16 protein-coding genes are annotated in these 19492 nt (G+C 72.2%); 10 read left to right on the top strand and 6 right to left on the bottom strand.

The features are described 5' to 3' along the window. Window positions 1-38: 38 nt before the first annotated feature. Both ACFYW1_RS01250 and ACFYW1_RS01245 read right to left on the bottom strand, forming a co-directional pair. Window positions 39-428 carry a barstar family protein gene (locus ACFYW1_RS01250; RefSeq protein ID WP_388985431.1) on the bottom strand — a complete coding sequence of 130 codons (390 nt, stop codon included), beginning with the start codon at window positions 426-428 and terminating at the stop codon, window positions 39-41. A 113-nt stretch (window positions 429-541) separates the two neighbouring features. Next, a complete protein-coding gene (locus ACFYW1_RS01245; protein ID WP_148840102.1) occupies window positions 542-934 on the bottom strand; it encodes a ribonuclease domain-containing protein in 393 nt (130 codons plus the stop codon). A gap of 394 nt (window positions 935-1328) precedes the next feature. Between ACFYW1_RS01245 and ACFYW1_RS01240 the strand changes: the two genes are divergently transcribed. Then, window positions 1329-1691 carry an ATP-binding protein gene (locus ACFYW1_RS01240; RefSeq protein ID WP_388985903.1) on the top strand — a complete coding sequence of 121 codons (363 nt, stop codon included), beginning with the start codon at window positions 1329-1331 and terminating at the stop codon, window positions 1689-1691. A gap of 103 nt (window positions 1692-1794) precedes the next feature. Here the strand turns inward: ACFYW1_RS01240 and ACFYW1_RS01235 are convergent, their stop codons facing one another. Together ACFYW1_RS01235 and ACFYW1_RS01230 are read right to left on the bottom strand one after the other, a co-directional pair. After that, the gene (locus tag ACFYW1_RS01235; RefSeq protein WP_388985429.1) at window positions 1795-2868 is read right to left on the bottom strand and encodes a DUF2637 domain-containing protein; all 1074 of its coding nucleotides are present in this window, start codon (window positions 2866-2868) and stop codon (window positions 1795-1797) included. A gap of 192 nt (window positions 2869-3060) precedes the next feature. Beyond that, a complete protein-coding gene (locus tag ACFYW1_RS01230) occupies window positions 3061-3909 on the bottom strand; it encodes a (2Fe-2S)-binding protein (RefSeq protein WP_388985427.1) in 849 nt (282 codons plus the stop codon). A 144-nt stretch (window positions 3910-4053) separates the two neighbouring features. On the opposite strand from ACFYW1_RS01230, the gene ACFYW1_RS01225 reads away from it, so the two are divergent. Next, complete coding sequence (locus tag ACFYW1_RS01225; RefSeq protein ID WP_388985425.1) at window positions 4054-4809, top strand: GntR family transcriptional regulator; 756 nt, start codon at window positions 4054-4056, stop codon at window positions 4807-4809. Between the two features lie 85 nt (window positions 4810-4894). Here the strand turns inward: ACFYW1_RS01225 and ACFYW1_RS01220 are convergent, their stop codons facing one another. Continuing rightward, window positions 4895-5680, bottom strand: a complete 786-nt coding sequence (locus ACFYW1_RS01220) for a hypothetical protein (RefSeq protein ID WP_388985423.1) — start codon at window positions 5678-5680, stop codon at window positions 4895-4897. A 164-nt stretch (window positions 5681-5844) separates the two neighbouring features. Beyond that, window positions 5845-7572: a PucR family transcriptional regulator gene (locus ACFYW1_RS01215; protein ID WP_388985421.1), complete on the bottom strand. Its 1728-nt coding sequence runs from the start codon at window positions 7570-7572 to the stop codon at window positions 5845-5847. A 259-nt stretch (window positions 7573-7831) separates the two neighbouring features. Here ACFYW1_RS01215 and ACFYW1_RS01210 point away from each other — a divergent pair, with 259 nt between their 5' ends. The 8 genes from ACFYW1_RS01210 to ureB all read left to right on the top strand — a co-directional run bounded on the left by ACFYW1_RS01210 (window position 7832) and on the right by ureB (window position 19492). Then, the gene (locus ACFYW1_RS01210; protein WP_384227075.1) at window positions 7832-8722 is read left to right on the top strand and encodes an FAD binding domain-containing protein; all 891 of its coding nucleotides are present in this window, start codon (window positions 7832-7834) and stop codon (window positions 8720-8722) included. 2 nt (window positions 8723-8724) lie between these two features. Continuing rightward, entirely contained in the window at window positions 8725-9318 is a 594-nt protein-coding gene (locus ACFYW1_RS01205) for a (2Fe-2S)-binding protein (RefSeq protein WP_388985419.1), read from the top strand. Window positions 9319-9320: 2 nt separating this feature from the next. After that, window positions 9321-11705 (top strand): xanthine dehydrogenase subunit D, encoded by a 2385-nt coding sequence (gene pucD, locus ACFYW1_RS01200; protein WP_388985417.1) that lies wholly within the window; start codon window positions 9321-9323, stop codon window positions 11703-11705. Between the two features lie 351 nt (window positions 11706-12056). Then, a complete protein-coding gene (locus ACFYW1_RS01195; RefSeq protein WP_388985415.1) occupies window positions 12057-13508 on the top strand; it encodes an NCS2 family permease in 1452 nt (483 codons plus the stop codon). Between the two features lie 108 nt (window positions 13509-13616). After that, window positions 13617-14768: an XdhC family protein gene (locus tag ACFYW1_RS01190; protein WP_388985413.1), complete on the top strand. Its 1152-nt coding sequence runs from the start codon at window positions 13617-13619 to the stop codon at window positions 14766-14768. Window positions 14769-14873: 105 nt separating this feature from the next. Next, window positions 14874-18629 carry a S8 family serine peptidase gene (locus ACFYW1_RS01185; protein ID WP_388985411.1) on the top strand — a complete coding sequence of 1252 codons (3756 nt, stop codon included), beginning with the start codon at window positions 14874-14876 and terminating at the stop codon, window positions 18627-18629. A gap of 243 nt (window positions 18630-18872) precedes the next feature. Then, the gene (locus ACFYW1_RS01180) at window positions 18873-19175 is read left to right on the top strand and encodes an urease subunit gamma (RefSeq protein ID WP_351833551.1); all 303 of its coding nucleotides are present in this window, start codon (window positions 18873-18875) and stop codon (window positions 19173-19175) included. Then, window positions 19172-19492, top strand: coding sequence for an urease subunit beta (gene ureB / locus ACFYW1_RS01175; RefSeq protein WP_388985408.1), 321 nt, complete (start codon window positions 19172-19174; stop codon window positions 19490-19492). The genes ACFYW1_RS01180 and ureB overlap by 4 nt, the downstream gene beginning before the upstream one ends.

Raw genomic sequence — 19492 nt, 5'->3', positions numbered from 1 at the left:
GTCCCCCGGGCCGGGGCCGCCGGACCCGGCCCGGGGGCTCACGACAGCCGCAGCCCGCCGGGCGTCGCGTCGTCCGCCAGGATCTCCACGATCAGGTCGAAGAGCGTCGGCCCCCGTCCGGCCAGGGCCTCGTCGAGCCGCTCGCGCATCGCGGGCCGGTTGCTGGGATGCGCCCGCTCCAGGGCCTGCCGCAGCTGACGGGCCGTCTCCTCATGGCCCAGGGCCCGCGCGGAGAGCGCGTGGTCCCGCCACTCGAAGACGAAGTCGCCGTCGTCCGGGGTGCCCATCCCGCCGCCCAGGCAGTCCGCGAGGGCGTCGAGATTGCGGCCGAAGTACCCGCCGGGGCCGTTCACGGCCTCGCCGATCACTTCCCAGAAACGTTCCAGGCCGGTGACCCGGGAGCCGTCGATCACATAGGTCACGGTCATGAGTGGCAGCGTACAAGCGCGGACCGGGTGGCGGAGGCCGGCCGCGGTGCCGGGTCCTCGATCCGCGCCGCAGGTGGGGGACTGCGGCGCGGACCGGTCCGAGGGGCCGGGTCTCAGCAGCCCGGGTCGATCAGGTCGAAGGTGGCGTAGTGGTCGCTGGTGTAGTAGTCCTCCTGCGCCCGCTCGCCCGTGACGATGCGTCGCGCGCCGCGGGTCGGGGAGCCGGGGGTGATGACCGTGTACTCGTGGTAGTAGCCGGTGCTGTGGCTGGGCAGGACGCCTTCACGGTTCTGGAAGACGGTGCCGTCCTGGGAGTAGGGGAACGGGCCGCCCGCCTCGATCAGATCGAGGGTGTCGTGGGCCTGGGAGGGCAGGTCCGAGTAACAGATGCTGCCGACCGAGTCGGTGGCGGCGGTCGCGGTCGCGGTGACCGGGCCACCGATCAGGAGGGCGGACAGGAGGGCGGCTGCGCCACCGAGCGTCGTGATCCGTGGGGGGATTCGCATGACCACCATGATGACGCGCGTAGATGCGGTCGCGTCAACGCCAACCGATGTGAATTTTTTGGAAGTTAACCCGATAGGCGTACACGTGACTTCCGTATGTCCTGCGGGTCCCGGGCGTGTTTCCTGCCGCTGTTCACTTATTGATGAATCGACAAGAGTGGCGGCCCGTCGGTGGGGCATGCATCCCGTGAACGTCTTCCGCGGAAGTTCGACGACCATCCGGAAACGGGGAAGCGGACGGACGGGACGAGGGACCGGAACGACGACCAGGGGGCGATCCACTGTGTGGGCGGGGGACATGATGAAACACCGGGGAGACACCGATTCCATGAAGGACGAGGCCTTGCGCGGGCCGGGGACGCAGGGGCCGCAACCGGTCCGGCTGTGTCGCAGGGTGGCCCGCGCCGATCTGGCGGCCGTCGGCGAAGTGCGCGGCGCGTTACGGGAGTTCCTGCGCTACCGATGGCCGGGCGAACCGGCCGAGGTGGCGGAGCTGCTGCTGAGCGAGCTGGTGACCAACGCACTGATCCACACCGGACACGGTGCGGTCGTCACGGCGAGCGTGGCCCCCGCGAAACTGCGGGTGGAAGTAAGGGACTTCGTGTCCGAACTGCCCCTGTCGTACGTGCCGGACGCCGACGACGACACGCACGGACGGGGACTGATCCTGGTACGGAGCCTTGCGGACGCCTGGGGGGTGAGCACACGGACACTGGGCAAGGTGGTCTGGTTCGAACTGGACGGCGAAAGGCCCTGACGCACCGTCGGTGACGATGCGTCAGGGCCGGAGGTGACCGGTCCGCCGGACGAGGGGAGTGCCGCCCGGCCGTCCGGGCGGCACCCGGAAGAACCGCGGGGCGTCAGCCGAACTGCTGCTCCAGGTCCTTCAGTTTCCGTTCCAGCGAGTCGAGCCGGGGCAGCGCCTGGGTGTCGTCCTCGGCGGTGAGGTCGACGGCGGCCGGATCAACCGGGTCCCGGTCCGGAGTACCGGGGCTCGGCCCCGTCACGGCTTGCAGGGATGGCCGGGGGCGCAGGGGCAGTTGTCCCGGCTCGGATATGGCGGGCTCCACGACGGCCTGTGCGGTGCCCGTCGCGGGGGTGATGGCCTGGACGTCCACCGGAGCGGCCCGGCCCACCCGGTGCCAGGCCCGGTTCTGCCGGTTCAGCGCCTTGATGTGGGCCCGGTCCAGCTTCTCCTGGTCCTTCCGGCGGAGACGGTTCTGCTCCTTCTCCCGCCGGTCCTCCCGCACCTCGTCGACCGCCTCGTCCAGGGTGCGCACGCCTTCCAGGAGCATCAGCGACCAGGCGCAGAAGGTCTCCCGGGGCGCGCGCAGCCACCGCACGATCCGGATCTGCGGCAACGGGCGGGGCACCAGGCCCTGCTCGCGCAGCGCGGCCCGGCGGGTCTGCTTCAGCGCCCGGTCGAAGAGCACGGCCGCCGAGAGCGACATCCCGGCGAAGAAGTGCGGCGCGCCCGCGTGGTCGATCCCGCGCGGCGCGTGCACCCAGTTGAACCAGGCGGCGGCGCCGGCGAACGTCCACACGAGCAGGCGCGAGCCGAGAGCCGCGTCGCCGTGGCTGGCCTCGCGCACCGCGAGTACGGAACAGAACATGGCGGCCCCGTCCAGGCCGAACGGGACGAGGTACTCCCAGCCCCCGGAGAGGCCGAGGTTCTGCTCGCCGAAGCCGACGAGCCCGTGGAAGGAGAGTGCGGCGGCCACCGCCGCACAGCAGAACAGCAGGACGTACGAGGCGGTGGCGTACAGGGCCTCCTTGCGTCTGCGGCGCTCCTCGCTGCGTTCCCAGCTGTCGTCGGCCGCGGACGTGTCAGCGGCGCGCTTGCCGCGTGCGACCACCGCCACCGCCGCCAGGACTCCCACGAGCAGCACGGCGCCCGGAAGCAGCCAATTCAGCGATATGTCGGTCAGTCTCATGCGCGGTCCCTCGTGTCGCGTAGGGCATTTCGGGCGACATGATTGCCGAAACCCCCTCGCGCACAGGAGGGTTTCGGGGCAAGAGAACGCCAATGGGTCGGCGGGACGCGCGGATCACCGGGATCTGCTCGAATGTCCGTATGCGGCAGTCGAGTCGCGTTCGAATCACGTGACCCGTACGGGCGGTGTCACTCAGCGGGCGCCCGCGAGCTTGCGGACCCGGTCGGTGTCGCAGGTGCGCGGGCAGGTGACGCAGGTGTCCTCGGGGCGCAGGGTGTAGAAGAGGCAGCAGCTCGCCCGGTCGCGGGTGGGCAGCGGCTCGCCGTCCGGCCCGGTCAGTTCGCGGAACCCGGCCGAGCCGACGTACGGCTTCGTGGTGCCCGGCAGCAGCGCCTCCAGCTCGGCCATCGCCCGGCGCTCCTCGCCGAGCAGGTGGGCGATGTACCAGAGGCCCTCGACGATCTCGTCCGTCGCCATTCCCCACAGTGCCCGCCTGCCGCGCCGCATCCGGGGGCCGAAGCCGTCGAGCACCGGACCGAGGTGGGCGGCCACGGCCGTCAGCACCTCGGCGCGCAACGCGGCCTCGTCGGGCACCACCCGGGCGCCCGGCAGCGCGGCGGCCGGATCGTCCGGCAGACAGGCGAACTCCCGCACCCGCACGGTCAGATGACCCAGCGCCCGCTGGAACGCCACGTCCTCGACCGGAATCCGGGGCACCCGCCGGTGCAGGAACCACGGCACCGTCACCAGCAGGCAGGCGGGCCAGGCGTAGCGGTGCAGCCCGAAGCTGGCGACCACGTCGGGGCGGGGCTGCTGCCCGTAGTCCCGCAGCACCTGCGCGTGGTCCCAGGCGAGGAAGGCGTCGAGCGCCGCACCCCCCGCCGCGAGCTCCTCCGCGCCGACCCAGCCCGCGCCGCGGGGCGCCGTCTCGTCGTCCGTCAGCACCTGGGCGCGCAGCCCGGGGAAGACCTCGGCAAGACGCGCGTACGCACCGGTCACGGCGGACCCGGTGGCGTGGGGGAGCAGGGCGGGGAGTGTCATGCAGGACCACCGAATCACGACCGTTTGCAGGTAAGCCTTACCTTACCCGAACGGATCGATGTTTGAACTGCGATGTCCTGCGCCTATCGTGCACGAGGGGCATGGTGCATGCGACTCGTGCCCGTGGCAGGTCGAGGAGGTCCAGTGGAGCAGGGCGGAGCGCGTGACCGGGTGAGGTCACCGGGCGAAGCCGTCGTGCCCGCGCCGGCGGTCGCGCGGACGCCCGACCGGGTCCGCGGCGAGCACACCCACGGCGAATTGCCCGCCCCGCGGGTCGCGGTGCGCCGGCACTCGGTGCGCGGCCAGGTCCTGGACGCGCTGCGCACCGCCCTGGTCGACGGCCGGCTGGCCCCCGGGCAGGTCTACTCGGCCCCGGCCCTCGGCGCCCGCTTCGGGGTCTCCGCGACCCCGGTGCGCGAGGCGATGCAGCAACTGGTCATCGAGGGCGCCGTCGAGGTCGTGCCCAACCGCGGCTTCCGGGTGTCCGAACGCGGCCCGCGCGAACTGGCCGAGCTGGCCGAGGTGCGGGCCCTGATCGAGGTGCCCGTGATGCTGCGGCTGGCCCGCACCGTCCCGCCCGCCGGCTGGTGCGCCCTGCGCCCGCTGGCCGACGCCACGGTGGCCGCCGCGGCCGTGGGCGACCGGGCCGGTTACGCCGAGTCCGACCGGGCCTTCCACGGCGCGGTCCTCGGCCTGTGCGGCAACGAGCAGCTGGTGATGGTCGCCGACGACCTGCACCGCCGTTCCCAGTGGCCCCTGGTGAGCAACCCCGTCACCCGCCGCGCCGACCTGCTCGCCGACGCCGCCGAGCACACCGCCCTGCTCGACGCGCTGATCGCCCAGGACCTGACCGTCGTGCAGTCGCTCGTCCGCGAGCACTTCACCGGCGCGGAGACCTGAGCCGGAGTCCCGGCCCGGAGGTCCGGACCGGCGCGGGGACCCGAACGGGAGTCCCGGCCCCGGCGTCGGGACCGGGCCCTCCGGTTCAGTTCGCTTCGGCCGTCCGCGGCGCGGGCGGGTCCAGGTACGGGGCCAGCCAGGTCGGTACGCCGCCGAGCAGCCGGAAGAGCCGGCCCGCCTCGGCGCGCAGCCGGGTCGCGGCCTCCGGCTCCGGCTCCGCGTCCGCCAGCGCGATGAGGGCCGGGGCCGTACCGACCAGGTAGCCCAGTTCCTCCCTTATCCGCAGGCACTCCGCGAAACCGTGCCGGGCCTCCGCCAGCTCGCCCTCGCGCAGGGCGAGCAGGGCGAGCTGACGCCAGGTCGAGGAGAGCAGCAGCGCGTCGCCCCGGGCGGCGGCCCCGGCGTGGGCCCTGCGGTACGCGGCGCGCGCGGCCTGCGGCGAGTCGGCGATGTTCTGCGCGATCAGGCCCCGGCGGTAGTCCAGCACCGGGCGGCCCGGCGCGGACGGGGCGAGCAGGGCCGCGGCGCGGCTCAGGGCGACACTGGCCTCGTCGGCCCGGTCCCGTACCCCCAGGAGCGTCGACGCGTAGGCCAGATGGCCGCGTTCGCAGGCCGCCGCGCCGCGTTCCTCGTCGTCGTGGGCCAGGGCCTCGGCGGTGCGCAGGGCGTCCTCGGCATCGGTCCAGCCCTGGCCGGTGTACAGGCACCGCTCGATCAGCAGGGCGGTCCGCTGGAGCGCCGCCCCGGGGTCGGTGGCGGCGTCGTGTTCGAGCAGGGCTGCGGCGTCCGTCCAGCAGGCGCGCGACCGCAGCCGCCATACCGCTGTCTGGAGCGGCGGATCGTCATCGGCTGTCGTTCCGGAACCAGACATGGCGGTATGCGCCACATTGCCCTCCCCGAGCGCGCCATCGAGCTGTTGGGTCTGGGCGGAATCTCAGCACGGATCGGCATGCCCGGCCAAGGGGTCGGGTCAATGTCAGGTGAAAAATTTCACAAACCCTCGTGCTCCCCAGGACCCTTGGCGGGCCCGGGAATTCAGCTCATACGCAGGGCCAGGAAGAAATCGAGCTTGTCCTCCAGGCGCGAAAGGTCACGTCCCGTCAACTGCTCGATTCGCCCGACGCGGTAGCGCAGCGTGTTGACGTGGAGGTGGAGCCGGGACGCGCAGCGGGTCCACGAACCGTCGCAGTCCAAGAACGCCTCCAGTGTCGGGATCAGCTCCGCGCGGTGGCGCCGGTCGTAGTCGCGCAGCGGGTCGAGCAGCCGTGCGGTGAACGCGCGACGCACGTCGTCGGGCACGAACGGCAGCAGCAGCACGTGCGAGGCCAGCTCGTGGTGCCCGGCCGCGCAGACCCGGCCCTCGCGGGCCGCCGCCACCCGGCGGGCGTGCCTGGCCTCCTCCAGGGCGCCGCGCAGCCCCTCGGGGGAGTGCACGGGCGCGCTGACCCCCAGGGTCAGCCGGCCGTCGTCGGCGAGGCCCGCCGAGAGCGGCTCGCGGACGGTGTCGAGCAGCGCGTCGGCGTGCAGCGCCGCCAACTCGTCCGCGGGGGCCCCGGCCTCCGGACCGTCGTCCCGGACCGGCGCGGCCACGGCGGGCAGCGGTACGAGGGCGACGGCCTCCTCACCCGTGTGGGCGACCGCGATCCGGTCCGTCGAGTCGGGCCCGGCGACCGCCGGATCGACGAGGATCTCCTCCAGCAGCGCCTGGGCGACCGGGCCGCCCGCGACGGTGTCCGCGGCGCCGGGGGCCGGGCCGTCCGCCCCGCCCCACTCGACCCGCGCCACCACGACCTGCCAGTGCGGGGCGGTGCCGAGCCCCGGCAGCAGCACCGGGGCCGCGACCCGCAGCCGGGCGGCGATCTCGGCCGGCGGGGCGCCCGTCTGGACCAGCTCCAGGACCTCCTGGGCGAGCCTGCGGCGCACCGTGCGGGCCGCATCGCGCCGGTCCCGCTCGACGGCGATCAGCTGGGTGACGCCCTGGAGCAGGTCCAGCCGGGCGGCCGGCCAGTCGCCCGAGTCCGCCTCCACCGCGAGCAGCCAGTCCGAGAGCACCGACTCGCGCACGTCCCGGGAGGCGGGCAGAGCGCCCCGGCCGGTGTTCCGGATCGGGAAGAGCGAATACGTGGTGCCCCCGACCACGGCCCGGTGCGGGGCACGGCGACCGGTGCGGACGGCGGCCAGATGGTGCCCGGCGAGCTCCGCGCCGACCGGGCCGGGCAGCGGCGTCCCACCGGCGCCCGCGACCTGCCGGCCGGTGGGGGAGAGCACCCAGGCGCGCAGGTCGAGGTCGGAACCGAGCAGATCGAGGACCACCTCGGGGCCGCCGCCCGCCGGGCCCGAGGTCATCAGCCTGCGGTGCCGGTCCACGACCGCGGCCAGGTCGCCCGCCCGCTCGCCGGACACCTGGCGCACCACGTGCTCGGTGATCGTTGCGAACGCGACGGTCTCGTGGACGGCGAAGAGCGGCAGCCGGTGCCGCGCGCACGCCTCCACCAGGTCGTCGGGAACGTCGCCCAGCTCCGCCTCGCCCGCCGCGAGCCCGGTGACCCCGGCACCTGTCAGAATCCGTACGAACGGCTCCGAGTCCGACGCGTCCCGGCGCCAGGCCAGGCCCGTGAGCACCAGCTCACCGCCCGACAGGTAGCGGCTGGGGTCCCGCAGGTCGGTGGTCATCACGCCGCGGACGGACCGGTCCAGCTCGTCCTCGCCGCCGAGCAGCCGCAGGCCCAGCGCGTCGGTCTCCAGCAGTGCGCGCAGCCGCATCTCGTCGCCGCCGATCTCTTTCGTTGGTTCGGGTGAAAACTGGGTATTGCGGTGAGGTCACCGACCCCCGCCATTCGTTCGAATCTACAAGACGAGGCGTTCGACCGGCCAACTCCTTCATGGTTTCGGTGACTGCACCGGGTGGAGCACGGCTTGTGTACTGGGTCACACATTGCGTCAACAACATGAATGAACCAGTCGAGGGCCGGCCGTACCCCAGCCCCAGCGAACGACCCGATTGAGAAGAAGAGAGCCACTCATGGACTTCCTTCGCCCCGCCAGCTGGGAGGAGGCGCTCGCCGCCAAGGCCGAGCACCCCACGGCCGTCCCCATCGCGGGGGGCACCGACGTGATGGTCGAGATCAACTTCGACCACCGCCGGCCCGAGTACCTCCTGGACCTGAACCGCATCGGGGAGCTGTCCGAATGGGAGGTGGGCCAGGAGAACGTGCGGCTCGGCGCCTCCGTCCCGTACAGCAGCATCATGGAGCACCTGCGGACCGAACTGCCCGGACTGGCGCTCGCCTCGCACACCGTCGCCTCGCCGCAGATCCGCAACCGCGGCGGCGTCGGCGGCAACCTGGGCACCGCATCGCCCGCCGGGGACGCCCACCCGGCGCTGCTCGCCGCGGGGGCCGAGGTCGAGGCCGAATCCGTCCGCGGCACGCGGATGATCCCGATCGACGCCTTCTACACCGGCGTCAAGCGCAACGCCCTCGAACCGGACGAGCTGATCCGGGCCGTGCACATCAAGAAGGCCGACGGGCCGCAGCAGTACTCCAAGGTCGGCACCCGCAACGCGATGGTCATCGCGGTCTGCGCCTTCGGCCTGGCCCTGCACCCCGAGACCCGCACGGTGCGCACCGGAATCGGATCGGCCGCCCCCACGCCCGTACGGGCGAAGGAAGCCGAGGAATTCCTGAACGCCGCGCTGGAGGAAGGCGGCTTCTGGGACAGCCGCACGATCATCACCCCCTCCATCGCCTCGCAGTTCGCCGCGCTCGCAGCCGGGGCCTGCAACCCGATCGACGACGTGCGCGGCACCGCGAGCTACCGCCGGCACGCCGTCGGGATCATGGCCCGCCGCACCCTCGGCTGGACCTGGGAGACCTACCGCGGCAAGGGCCGCAGCACCGAAGGAGCCGCCTGATCATGCGCGTCAATTTCACGGTCAACGGCCGCAGGCACGAGGCGGACGACGTCTGGGAGGGCGAGTCCCTCCTCTACGTGCTGCGCGAACGGCTGGGCCTGCCCGGCTCGAAGAACGCCTGCGAGCAGGGCGAGTGCGGCTCCTGCACGGTCCGCCTGGACGGGGTGCCGGTCTGCTCCTGCCTGGTCGCCGCGGGACAGGTGGAGGGCCGGGAGGTCGTCACGGTGGAGGGCCTCGCCGACTTCGCCGCCCACCGCTCCCGGGCCCACCCCGGCAGCGGCTGCGCCTCCGGCGCCTGCGGCACCGACCCCGACCGGGCCCGGCAGTGGGAGGCCCGGCCGACCGGTGAGGAGGGCCGGGCGGCGGACGAGCTCTCCCCGATCCAGCAGGCGTTCATCGACGCCGGGGCCGTCCAGTGCGGCTTCTGCACCCCCGGCCTCCTGGTCGCCGCCGACGAACTGCTCGAACGCAACCCGGAGCCGTCCGACGCGGACATCCGCGAGGCGCTCTCCGGCAACCTCTGCCGCTGCACCGGCTACGAGAAGATCCTCGACGCGGTCCGCCTCGCGGCCGCCCGCGCGGAAGAAACGGTCTGACGATGGGCCTCACCGGAAATCCCACCAGCATCAACCAGGGCACCCGCGCCAAGGGCGGCATCGGCGAGTCCACCCTCCGCCCCGACGGCACCCTGAAGGTCACCGGGGAGTTCGCGTACTCCTCCGACATGTGGCACGAGGACATGCTCTGGGGCCACACGCTGCGCTCCACGCTCGCGCACGCCGAGATCGTCTCCATCGACATCGCGGAGGCGCTCGCCACGCCCGGCGTGTACGCCGTCCTCACCCACGACGACCTGCCGACGTCGGTGAAGAACTACGGCCTGGAGATCCAGGACACCCCCGTCCTGGCCCACGGCAAGGTCCGCCACCACGGCGAGCCCGTGGCGCTCGTGGCCGCCGACCATCCGGAGACGGCCCGCCGCGCCGCCGCGAAGATCAGGATCGACTACCGCGAGCTGCCCGTGGTCACCGACGAGGCGTCGGCGACCGCGCCCGGCGCCCCCCTCGTCCACGAGAACCGCACCGACCACCACATCGGGCACGTGCCCCACCCCAACATCGTCCACCGCCAGCCCATCGTCCGCGGCGACGCGGACGCGGCGGCGGCCCGCGCCGATGTCGTGGTGAGCGGCGAGTACGTCTTCGGCATGCAGGACCAGGCGTTCCTCGGCCCCGAGTCCGGACTGGCCGTGCCCGCCGAGGACGGCGGCGTCGACCTGTACATCGCCACCCAGTGGCTGCACTCCGACCGGCGCCAGATCGCCCCCGTACTCGGCCTGCCCGAGGACAAGGTCCGCATGACGCTCTCCGGCGTCGGCGGCGCCTTCGGCGGACGCGAGGACCTGTCGATGCAGATCCACGCCTGCCTGCTCGCCCTGCGCACCGGCAAGCCCGTCAAGATGGTCTACAACCGCTTCGAGTCCTTCTTCGGACACGTCCACCGCCACCCGGCGAAGCTCTGGTACGAGCACGGCGCCACCCGCGACGGCAAGCTGACCCATATGAAGTGCCGCATCGTGCTGGACGGCGGGGCCTACGCCTCCGCGTCCCCGGCCGTGGTCGGCAACGCCTCCTCGCTCGGCGTCGGCCCGTACGTCGTCGACGACGTGGACATCGAGGCCGTCGCGCTCTACACCAACAACCCGCCGTGCGGTGCCATGCGCGGTTTCGGCGCGGTCCAGGCGTGCTTCGCCTACGAGGCCCAGATGGACAAGCTGGCCGCCGAACTGGGCATGGACCCGGTCGAGTTCAGGCAGCTCAACGCCATGGAACAGGGCTCCGTCCTGCCGACCGGACAGGTCGTCGACTCGCCCGCCCCGGTCGCCGAACTGCTGCGCCGGGTCAAGGCCAGGCCGCTGCCGCCCGAGCGCCAGTGGGAGGTGGCCGGCGAACAGCCCGACGTACGGGCGCTGCCCGGCGGGCTGTCCAACACCACCCACGGCGAGGGCGTCGTGCGCGGCGTCGGCTACGCGGTCGGCCTGAAGAACGTCGGCTTCTCCGAGGGCTTCGACGACTACTCCACCGCCCGGGTGCGGATGGAGGTCATCAACGGGGAACCCGTCGCGACCGTCCACACCGCCATGGCCGAGGTCGGGCAGGGCGGCGTCACCGTGCACGCCCAGATCGCCCGCACCGAACTCGGCGTCGCCCAGGTCACCATCCACCCGGCCGACACCAGGGTCGGCTCCGCCGGCTCCACCTCCGCCTCCCGGCAGACCTACGTCACCGGCGGCGCGGTGAAGCACTCCTGCGAGGCCGTCCGCGAGAAGGTCCTGGAGATGGGCCGCCGCAAGTTCGGCACGTACCACCCCGCGTGGGCCACCGCCGAACTGCTCCTGGAGGGCGGCAAGGTCGTCACCGACGGCGGCGAGGTCCTGGCCGACCTGGTGGACGTGCTGGAGGACGAGGCGGTCGACATCGAACTGGAGTGGCGCCACCGGCCCACCGAGGCGTTCGACCTGCGCACCGGCCAGGGCAACGGCCACGTCCAGTACTCCTTCGCCGCCCACCGCGCGGTCGTCGAGGTCGACACCGAACTGGGCCTGGTCAAGGTCATCGAACTGGCCTGTGCCCAGGACGTCGGCAAGGCGCTCAACCCGCTCTCCGTCGAGGGCCAGATCCAGGGCGGCACCACCCAGGGCCTGGGCGTCGCCGTCATGGAGGAGATCCTCGTCGACCCGAAGACCGCGAAGGTGCGCAACCCCTCCTTCACGGACTACCTGATCCCCACCATCCTCGACACCCCGACCATCCCGGTCGACGTGCTCGAACTCGCCGACGACCACGCCCCGTACGGGCTGCGCGGCATCGGAGAGGCCCCCACCCTGTCGTCCACCCCGGCCGTCCTCGCGGCGATCCGCGACGCGACGGGGCTGGAGCTGAACAGGACGCCGGTACGCCCCGAGCACCTCACCGGCACCTGAGGGCCCGCGGCCGAGGGCCGCGGCCCCCTCCCGGACCCTCCGGGCGGTGCGCGCATCCCGGGAACGTCACACACTTCCGCCGCACGCACCGCCCGGAGCACAGCGGTACCGCCGTTCGCGGTACCGCCCTCCCGCAACACAGAAACACAGCAACGCAGTGACATCACCACACCGGTGTGCGGTCGACACCGCGCGTCGCGTGTGCGCAGCACCTCGTACGTCGTATTCCACTCTGCATGAACAGTTCGTCTCGGGCCGTCCCCCGGGTCGTGCCGCCAGCGCAGTCATCCCAAACCCCGCGTGCCGATTCCTTGCCGCGGGTGCCCCTGTGAACCTTGGGAGTCAGGCATCATGACCCAGCAGTCAGTGGAGCCCAGGACCAGTGCGGAGGACGCGGGCACCGGCTCGCGCGTTCCGGCCGGAAGATCCTGGCTCGACCGGTACTTCCACATCTCCGACCGTGGCTCCACCGTCGCGCGCGAAGTGCGCGGCGGCATCACCACCTTCATGGCGATGTGCTACATCCTCCTGCTCAACCCGCTCCTGCTGTCCGGCCCGGACGTGGCCGGCAACCGGCTCGACCACGCCGGACTGATCACGGCGACCGCCCTGGCCGCCGCCGTGTCCACCCTGCTGATGGGCTTCATCGGCAAGGTGCCCCTCGCCCTGGCCGCGGGCCTCTCCGTCTCCGGCGTCCTCGCCACCCAGGTGGCGCCCCACATGACCTGGCCGCAGGCCATGGGCATGTGCGTGCTGTACGGCCTGGTGATCGTGCTGCTGGTCGTCACCGGGCTGCGCGAGGTCATCATGAACGCCATACCGCTGCCGCTGAAGCACGGCATCACCATCGGCATCGGCATGTTCATCGCGCTGATCGGCCTGGTCAACGCCGGTTTCGTCGGCAAGGGCGCCCCGGTCGTGCTGGGGGTGGGCGGGCAGCTCGCCGGCTGGCCCGTCCTGCTCTTCTGCGTCACCCTGCTGCTCATCTTCATGCTCCAGGCCCGAGACGTGCCCGGCGCGATCCTGATCGGCATCGTCGTCGGCACGGTCCTCGCCGTCGTCGTCAACGCGGTCGGCGACATCGACCCGAAGGCGTGGGGCGGCAGCGCGCCCGAACTCGGGGGCGGCGCGGTCTCGATGCCCGACTTCGGACTCTTCGGCCACGTCGAGTTCGGGGGCTGGGGCGAGGTCGGCGCGATGACCGTCGGCATGATCGTCTTCACCCTGGTGCTGGCCGGCTTCTTCGACGCGATGGCGACCATCATCGGCGTCGGCACGGAGGCCGGGCTCGCCGACGACAAGGGACGGATGCCGGGTCTGTCCAAGGCCCTGTTCATCGACGGCGCGGGCGGTGCGATCGGCGGCGTCTCCGGGGCCTCCGGGCAGACCGTCTTCATCGAGTCGGCCACCGGTGTGGGCGAGGGCGCCCGCACGGGCCTGTCCTCCGTCGTCACCGGCCTCCTCTTCGCCGCCGGACTGTTCTTCACCCCGCTCGCCCAGATCGTGCCGGGACCGATCGCCGCCGCCGCACTGGTCGTCATCGGCGCGATGATGATGCAGAACGCCCGGCACGTCGACTGGAGCGACCGCTCCGTGGCCGTGCCGGTCTTCCTGACCGTGGCCCTGATGCCGTTCACGTACTCCATCACCGCGGGCGTCGGCGCCGGGGTGATCTCCTTCGCCGCGATCAGGGCGGCGCAGGGCAGGTTCCGTGAGGTCGGTGCCTTCATGTGGGTCCTGACCGCGGTGTTCGTCGTGTACTTCGCGCTCGGCCCGATCGAGAGCTGGCTCGGCGCCAAATAGCCCCGGGCCCCCCGCAGCACCCCTTGCACAGCCGTACGCGGACCTCCGCTCACCCGAGGTCCTCCGCACACCCGTCGTCCTCCGCACACCCGTAGAAGGAGCAGCACCATGCTGGACATCGCCGAAGAGCTCAGCCGGTGGGTCGGGCAGGGGCGCGACTTCGCCGTGGCCACCGTCGTGGCGGTCGGCGGCAGCGCGCCCCGGCAGCCCGGGGCGGCGCTCGCCGTCGACCGCGCCGGAACCGCGATCGGGTCGGTCTCCGGCGGGTGCGTGGAGGGCGCGGTGTACGAGCTGTGCGGGCAGGCGCTGGAGGACGGCGTCGCGGTGCGCGAGCGGTTCGGCTACAGCGACGAGGACGCCTTCGCGGTCGGGCTGACCTGCGGCGGCGTCATCGACATCCTGGTGGTGCCGGTCCGGGCGGACGACCCCGCCCGGCCGGTGTTCGCCGCCGCGTTCGCCGCCGCCGCGCGGGGGGAGGCGGCGGCGGTCGCCCGGATCACCGACGGGCCCGCCGAACTCCTGGGCCGTCCGCTGCTGGTCCGCCCCGACGGCTCGTACGAGGGCGGGCTCGGCGGCCATCCGGAACTGGACCGCACCGCGGCCGCCGACGCCCGCGCGATGCTGGACGCGGGCCGCACCGGCTCCGTCACCGTCGGCGCGGACGGCTCGCGCTGCGGACAGCCGCTCACCCTGCTCGTCGAGTCGAGCGTCCCGCCGCCCCGGATGATCGTCTTCGGGGCCATCGACTTCGCCTCGGCGCTGGTGCGGGCCGGGAAGTTCCTCGGCTACCACGTCACCCTGTGCGACGCCCGCCCGGTGTTCGCCACGAGGGCCCGCTTCCCCGAGGCCGACGAGGTGGTCGTCGACTGGCCGCACCGCTACCTCGCGACGGCCGACGTCGACGCGCGCACCGTCCTGTGCGTCCTCACCCACGACGCCAAGTTCGACGTCCCCCTGCTGGAACTGGCCCTGCGGATGCCGGTCGGGTACGTCGGGGCGATGGGGTCGCGCCGCACCCATCTGGAACGCAACGAGCGTCTGCGCGAGGCCGGCGTCACCGAACTGGAACTGGCCAGGCTGCACTCGCCGATCGGTCTCGACCTGGGCGCCCGCACCCCGGAGGAGACGGCGCTCTCGATCGTCGCGGAGATCGTCGCCGAACGGCGCGGCGGCAGCGGTCTGTCGCTCAAGGGCGCGCACACCCCGATCCACCACGAGACGGGCGAACCGCCGACCGCGGTGATCACGTCCGTGGCCTGAACCCGCCCCGAAAGCATGATCGTTGGGGGGCGGGTTCACGCCAAGGCGGCTTCACGCCAGGAGCGAACGGTGCGGTAACCGGGCTTTTGGCTATTTGATCTGTGCATGACTTCCACTTCCTCCACCGCACCCGGCCGGGCGAGACCCGTCCGCGCGGGGCGCCGGGCCCTCCTGATGGCGGCCTCGGTCGCCCTGGTCAGTGGCGCGCTGCTCCCCGTGACGGGCTCCGCCTCCGCCGCGGACCGGCCCGGGGCGACCGGCCGTCAGGCCGCCGACGCCGCCAAGGAGTACGACATCACCCTGCTCACGGGCGATGTCGTGCACTACACGGACGGTGCCGGCAAGCAGGACACCGTCACCGTCGACCGCCCCGACGGCGCGGTCGGCGGCGTGCACGTCCAGCAGGCGGGCGACGACCTCTACGTCCTGCCCGACGAGGCCCGGTCGCTGCTCGCGGCGGGCAAGCTGGACCGCCGACTGTTCAACGTCCGGGTCCTCGCCGAGATGGGCTACGACGACCGGAGGTCGGACGGCATCCCGCTCATCGCCACCTACCCGGCGAGCCGGAGCCGTTCGCTGCCCGCCGCCCCGCGCGGCGCCGAGCGGACCCGCACCCTGGCCAGCATCCACGGCGCCGCGCTGAAGGCGGACAAGGACACCGCCCGGTCCTTCTGGAACGACATATCCCGTACCGCGAAGGCCCGTTCGCTCGACAACGGCATCACCGAGCTCTGGCTCGACGGCCGGGCCGAGGCCGTGCTCAAGGAATCCGTCCCGCAGGTGAACGCCCCGCAGGCCTGGGCCGCCGGCTACGACGGCAAGGGCACCAAGGTCGCCGTCCTGGACACCGGAATCGACGCCACCCACCCGGACGTCAAGGACCGCGTCCTGGAGGCCAGGAGCTTCGTCCCGGGCGAGGAGGTCGTCGACCGGCACGGCCACGGCACGCACGTCGCCTCCACGATCGCGGGCTCCGGCGCCGCCTCCGACGGCGCCAACAGGGGCGTCGCACCGGGCGCCGGCCTGCTCGTCGGCAAGGTGCTGAGCGACGAGGGCTCCGGCGCGGACTCCGGCATCATCGAGGCCATGGAGTGGGCGAAGGCCGAAGGCGCCGACGTGGTCTCCATGAGCCTGGGCTCCCCCGTCCCGGACGACGGCTCCGACCCGATGTCGCGGGCGGTCGACGCGCTCTCCGCCGACGGCGGCCCGCTGTTCGTGATCGCCGCGGGCAACGCCTACGGAGCGGGCACGATCGGCGCGCCCGGCTCGGCGGAGAAGGCGCTCACCGTCGCCGCCGTCGACAAGCGGGACAACCGCGCGGACTTCTCCTCGATGGGCCCACTGGTGCGGTCCGACGGCCTGAAGCCGGACCTCTCCGCGCCGGGCGTGGACATCAACGCCGCGGCCTCGCAGGCGGTCCCGGGCACCGAGGGCATGTACCGCTCGATGTCCGGCACGTCGATGGCCACGCCCCACGTCGCGGGCGCGGCGGCCATCCTGAAGCAGCGTCACCCCGACTGGTCCGGCCGGCGGATCAAGGACGCGCTGATGAGCTCGTCCAAGCGGCTCGACGCGTACAGCCCGTACGAGCAGGGCACCGGACGGCTCGACGTGAAGGCGGCGATCGACACCACGATCGAGGCCACCGGCTCCGTCGCGGTCGCCTCCTACGACTGGCCGCACTCCCCGTCCGACCCGGTCGCCGAACGGACCATCACCTACCGCAACACCGGCGCGAAGGACGTCGTGCTCGACCTGGCGACGGACACGGACGCCGACGCCTGCACGCTGTCCACGAAGAAGCTGACCGTGCCGGCCGGCTCCACCGCCGAGGCGGTGCTCTCGCTGGACCCGTCGAAGGCCGCGAACGACACGCGGTTCTCCGGCCAGGTCGTCGCCAGGAACGAGGCGGGCGCCGTCGTCGCGCACACCGGCTTCGCCCTGACCAAGGAGCAGGAGCGGTACGACCTGACGCTCAGGCTCCGCGACCGTGCCGGGAAGCCGATGGACGGCACCGTCGTCCTGGGCGCGCTGGGCGACCCGCAGCTCCAGCCCGTCGCGGTGTCCGGCGAGACCACGCTGCGGCTGCCGCCGGGCAACTACACCGCCTGGACCGCCGCGGACGTCGCCGGCGACCGCGCCGACTCGAAGGCGCTGGCCTTCCTCGCGGCCCCCGAGATCATCCTCGACGCACCGGCCACCGTCACCCTCGACGCCTCGAAGGCCCGCAAGGTGAGCGTGCGGACGCCGAAGGAGACCGAGACCCGGCAGCTGCGGTACGACATGGCGCGCACCGCACCGGACGGCACCGTCCAGCGCGACGCGTACCAGATCCCGATGACGTACGACCAGCTGTGGGCGAGCCCCACGAAGAAGGTCACCCAGGGCAGCTTCTCCTTCCTGACCCGCTGGCGGCAGGGCGAGAAGCTGATCGACCTGACGGCCGACGGCCGTGACGTGCCGGTCGCCGTGCAGGGCGGTTCGCCCGTCGCGGAGAGCGGCACGCAGAAGCTCACCGCCGTCTTCGCGGGCAACGGTGCCGCGGCCGACTACAAGGGCCTGGACGTCAGGGGCAGGGCGGTCGTCATCCGCCGCAGCGACGCGGTCGCCCCCGCCGACCGGCTCGCGGCCGCCATAAAGGCGGGCGCAGGTGCCCTGTTCGTCGTCAACGACGGCGACGGCGTCCTGATGGAGAGCTACACCCCCTACGGCACCGAGGCCGCCATCCCGGTCGCCTCGGTCCGGCGGCTGGCCGGCGAGAAGCTGATCGAGTCCGCCCGGCGCGGCGCGAAACTGACGATCGAGCAGCGGAAGTTCGCCCGCTACGTGTACGACCTGGTCGACCGGCACGACGGCGTGGTACCGGACCGCCCGCTGGAGTTCGCCCCGTCCGCCCGCCGGCTGGCGAAGGTGGAGAACACCTTCTACGGCCACAAGGACGTGCTCGGCGGCGGCTACCGCTACGACATCCCGGACTACGGCCCGGGGGTCGGCTTCGAGGAGTACGAGAAGTTCCCCGGCACCCGCGAGGAGTGGGTCACCCCGCTGCCCGGCGCCTCCTTCTGGTACGAGAACCACTCGGTGTTCAATGCCGACGAGACGGGCTTCGCGCAGGAGATGCGCAGCGGCGACCTGGACTACACGGCGGGCCGCACCTACCCCGCCCGGTGGTTCGCCCCGGTCACCCGCCCGCGGCTGGGCACCGGCTACTGGGGTCCGTTCCGGTCCGTGTCCAACGACATCCAGTTCAACCTCACGCCGTGGACGGACTCGGGCGCCGGGCACTCGGGCGCCATGCCGGAGGACGAGTACGACACCACTTCCACCGCCTTCTACCAGGGCGACACCCTGATCAAGAAGGTCGCGGGCCGGGCCGGGTTCGCCTGGGACGTCTCGCCCCAGAAGCTGCCGTACCGGTTCGTGCTCGACTCCACCCGGGACGCCGAGGTGTGGCGGACGTCCACCCGCACGCACACCGAGTGGAGCTTCGTCTCGGGCGCCCTGGACGAGAACGGCCCCTACCAGGCCGACATCCCGCTGCTCCAGCTGGACTACGCCGTCGACACCGACCTCGCCGGTGACGTGAAGGCCGGCCGGTGGACCGAGGTCGGGCTCTCCTCGGGCACGCAGGAGTGGCTGGACGGCGCGGTGAAGGCGACGAAGGCGTCGCTGTCGGTCAGCTACGACGACGGGAAGACCTGGGAGGCGGCGCAGCTGCGCAAGGACGCGGCCGGTTCCTGGACCGCCCGGTTCAAGACCCCGAAGAAGGCCGGTGCGTTCGTCTCCCTCAGGGCGCACGCCGAGGTGGCCGACGGGCCGGCCGTCGACCAGGAGATCATCCGGGCGTTCGGTCTGAAGTGACCCGCTGAGACCCGCATCCGAAGCGGCCGCGCACCCCTCGTCCAGGGGTGCGCGGCCGCACTTTTTACATTCCCTTGATGATCAAAATTTGTCTACTTTGCCCGTATATGGTGGTCGATAAGGATAGAAAGGGACTTATCGCGGTGTGGTGCGAGTTGCCACGACGCTGCCGGGAGGCTTATAAGAGGAGCGTGGTTCAGGCGATTCCGGGAATTCCGGGGACTGCCGCCATGGAGGTTTCCCATGTTTCTCACTCCGTCCGACACGGAGAAATTGCTGCTGAGTGTTGCCGGAATGGTCGCCCGTGACCGACGGGAGCGGGGTGTACGGCTCAATTACCCCGAGGCGGTCGCCCTGCTCTCCTGCTGGGCGATGGAACGCGCCCGCGAGGGAGCCCGCGTCAGCGATCTGATGACCGCGGGAAGAAACGTTCTCACCCGCGCTGACGTGCTCGAAGGTGTTCCCGAGATGCTGCATGACGTTCAGGTCGAAGCGACCTTCCCGGACGGGCGCAAGCTCGTCACGATCACCTCGCCGATCCCGTGATCCCCGGCGAGATCCGGACCGGTCCCGGTGAACTGAAAATAAATGACACGCGAACCCAGATTTCCCTGACCGTGGTGAACGACGGCGACCGGCCCATTCAGATCGGCTCGCATCTGCATTTCCCCGACGCAAATCCCGCGCTTTCCTTCGACCGTTCCCTGGCCCAGGGATTCCGGCTCGACATTCCCTCCGGCACTTCGCTGCGTTTCGAGCCCGGGGTCGGTGCCGAAGTGGCCCTCGTCGAGCTGGGCGGACTACGGAAGGTGCCCGGCATCCTCGTGCCCGGCGACCGGGCCGCACGGACGGAGGAGCGGTGA

The sequence above is a fragment of the Streptomyces sp. NPDC002669 genome (assembly GCF_042889165.1).
Lineage (GTDB): Bacteria > Actinomycetota > Actinomycetes > Streptomycetales > Streptomycetaceae > Streptomyces.
The sequence above is the reverse complement of the archived record's forward strand: the minus strand, read 5'-3'. Positions and strand labels throughout refer to the sequence as shown.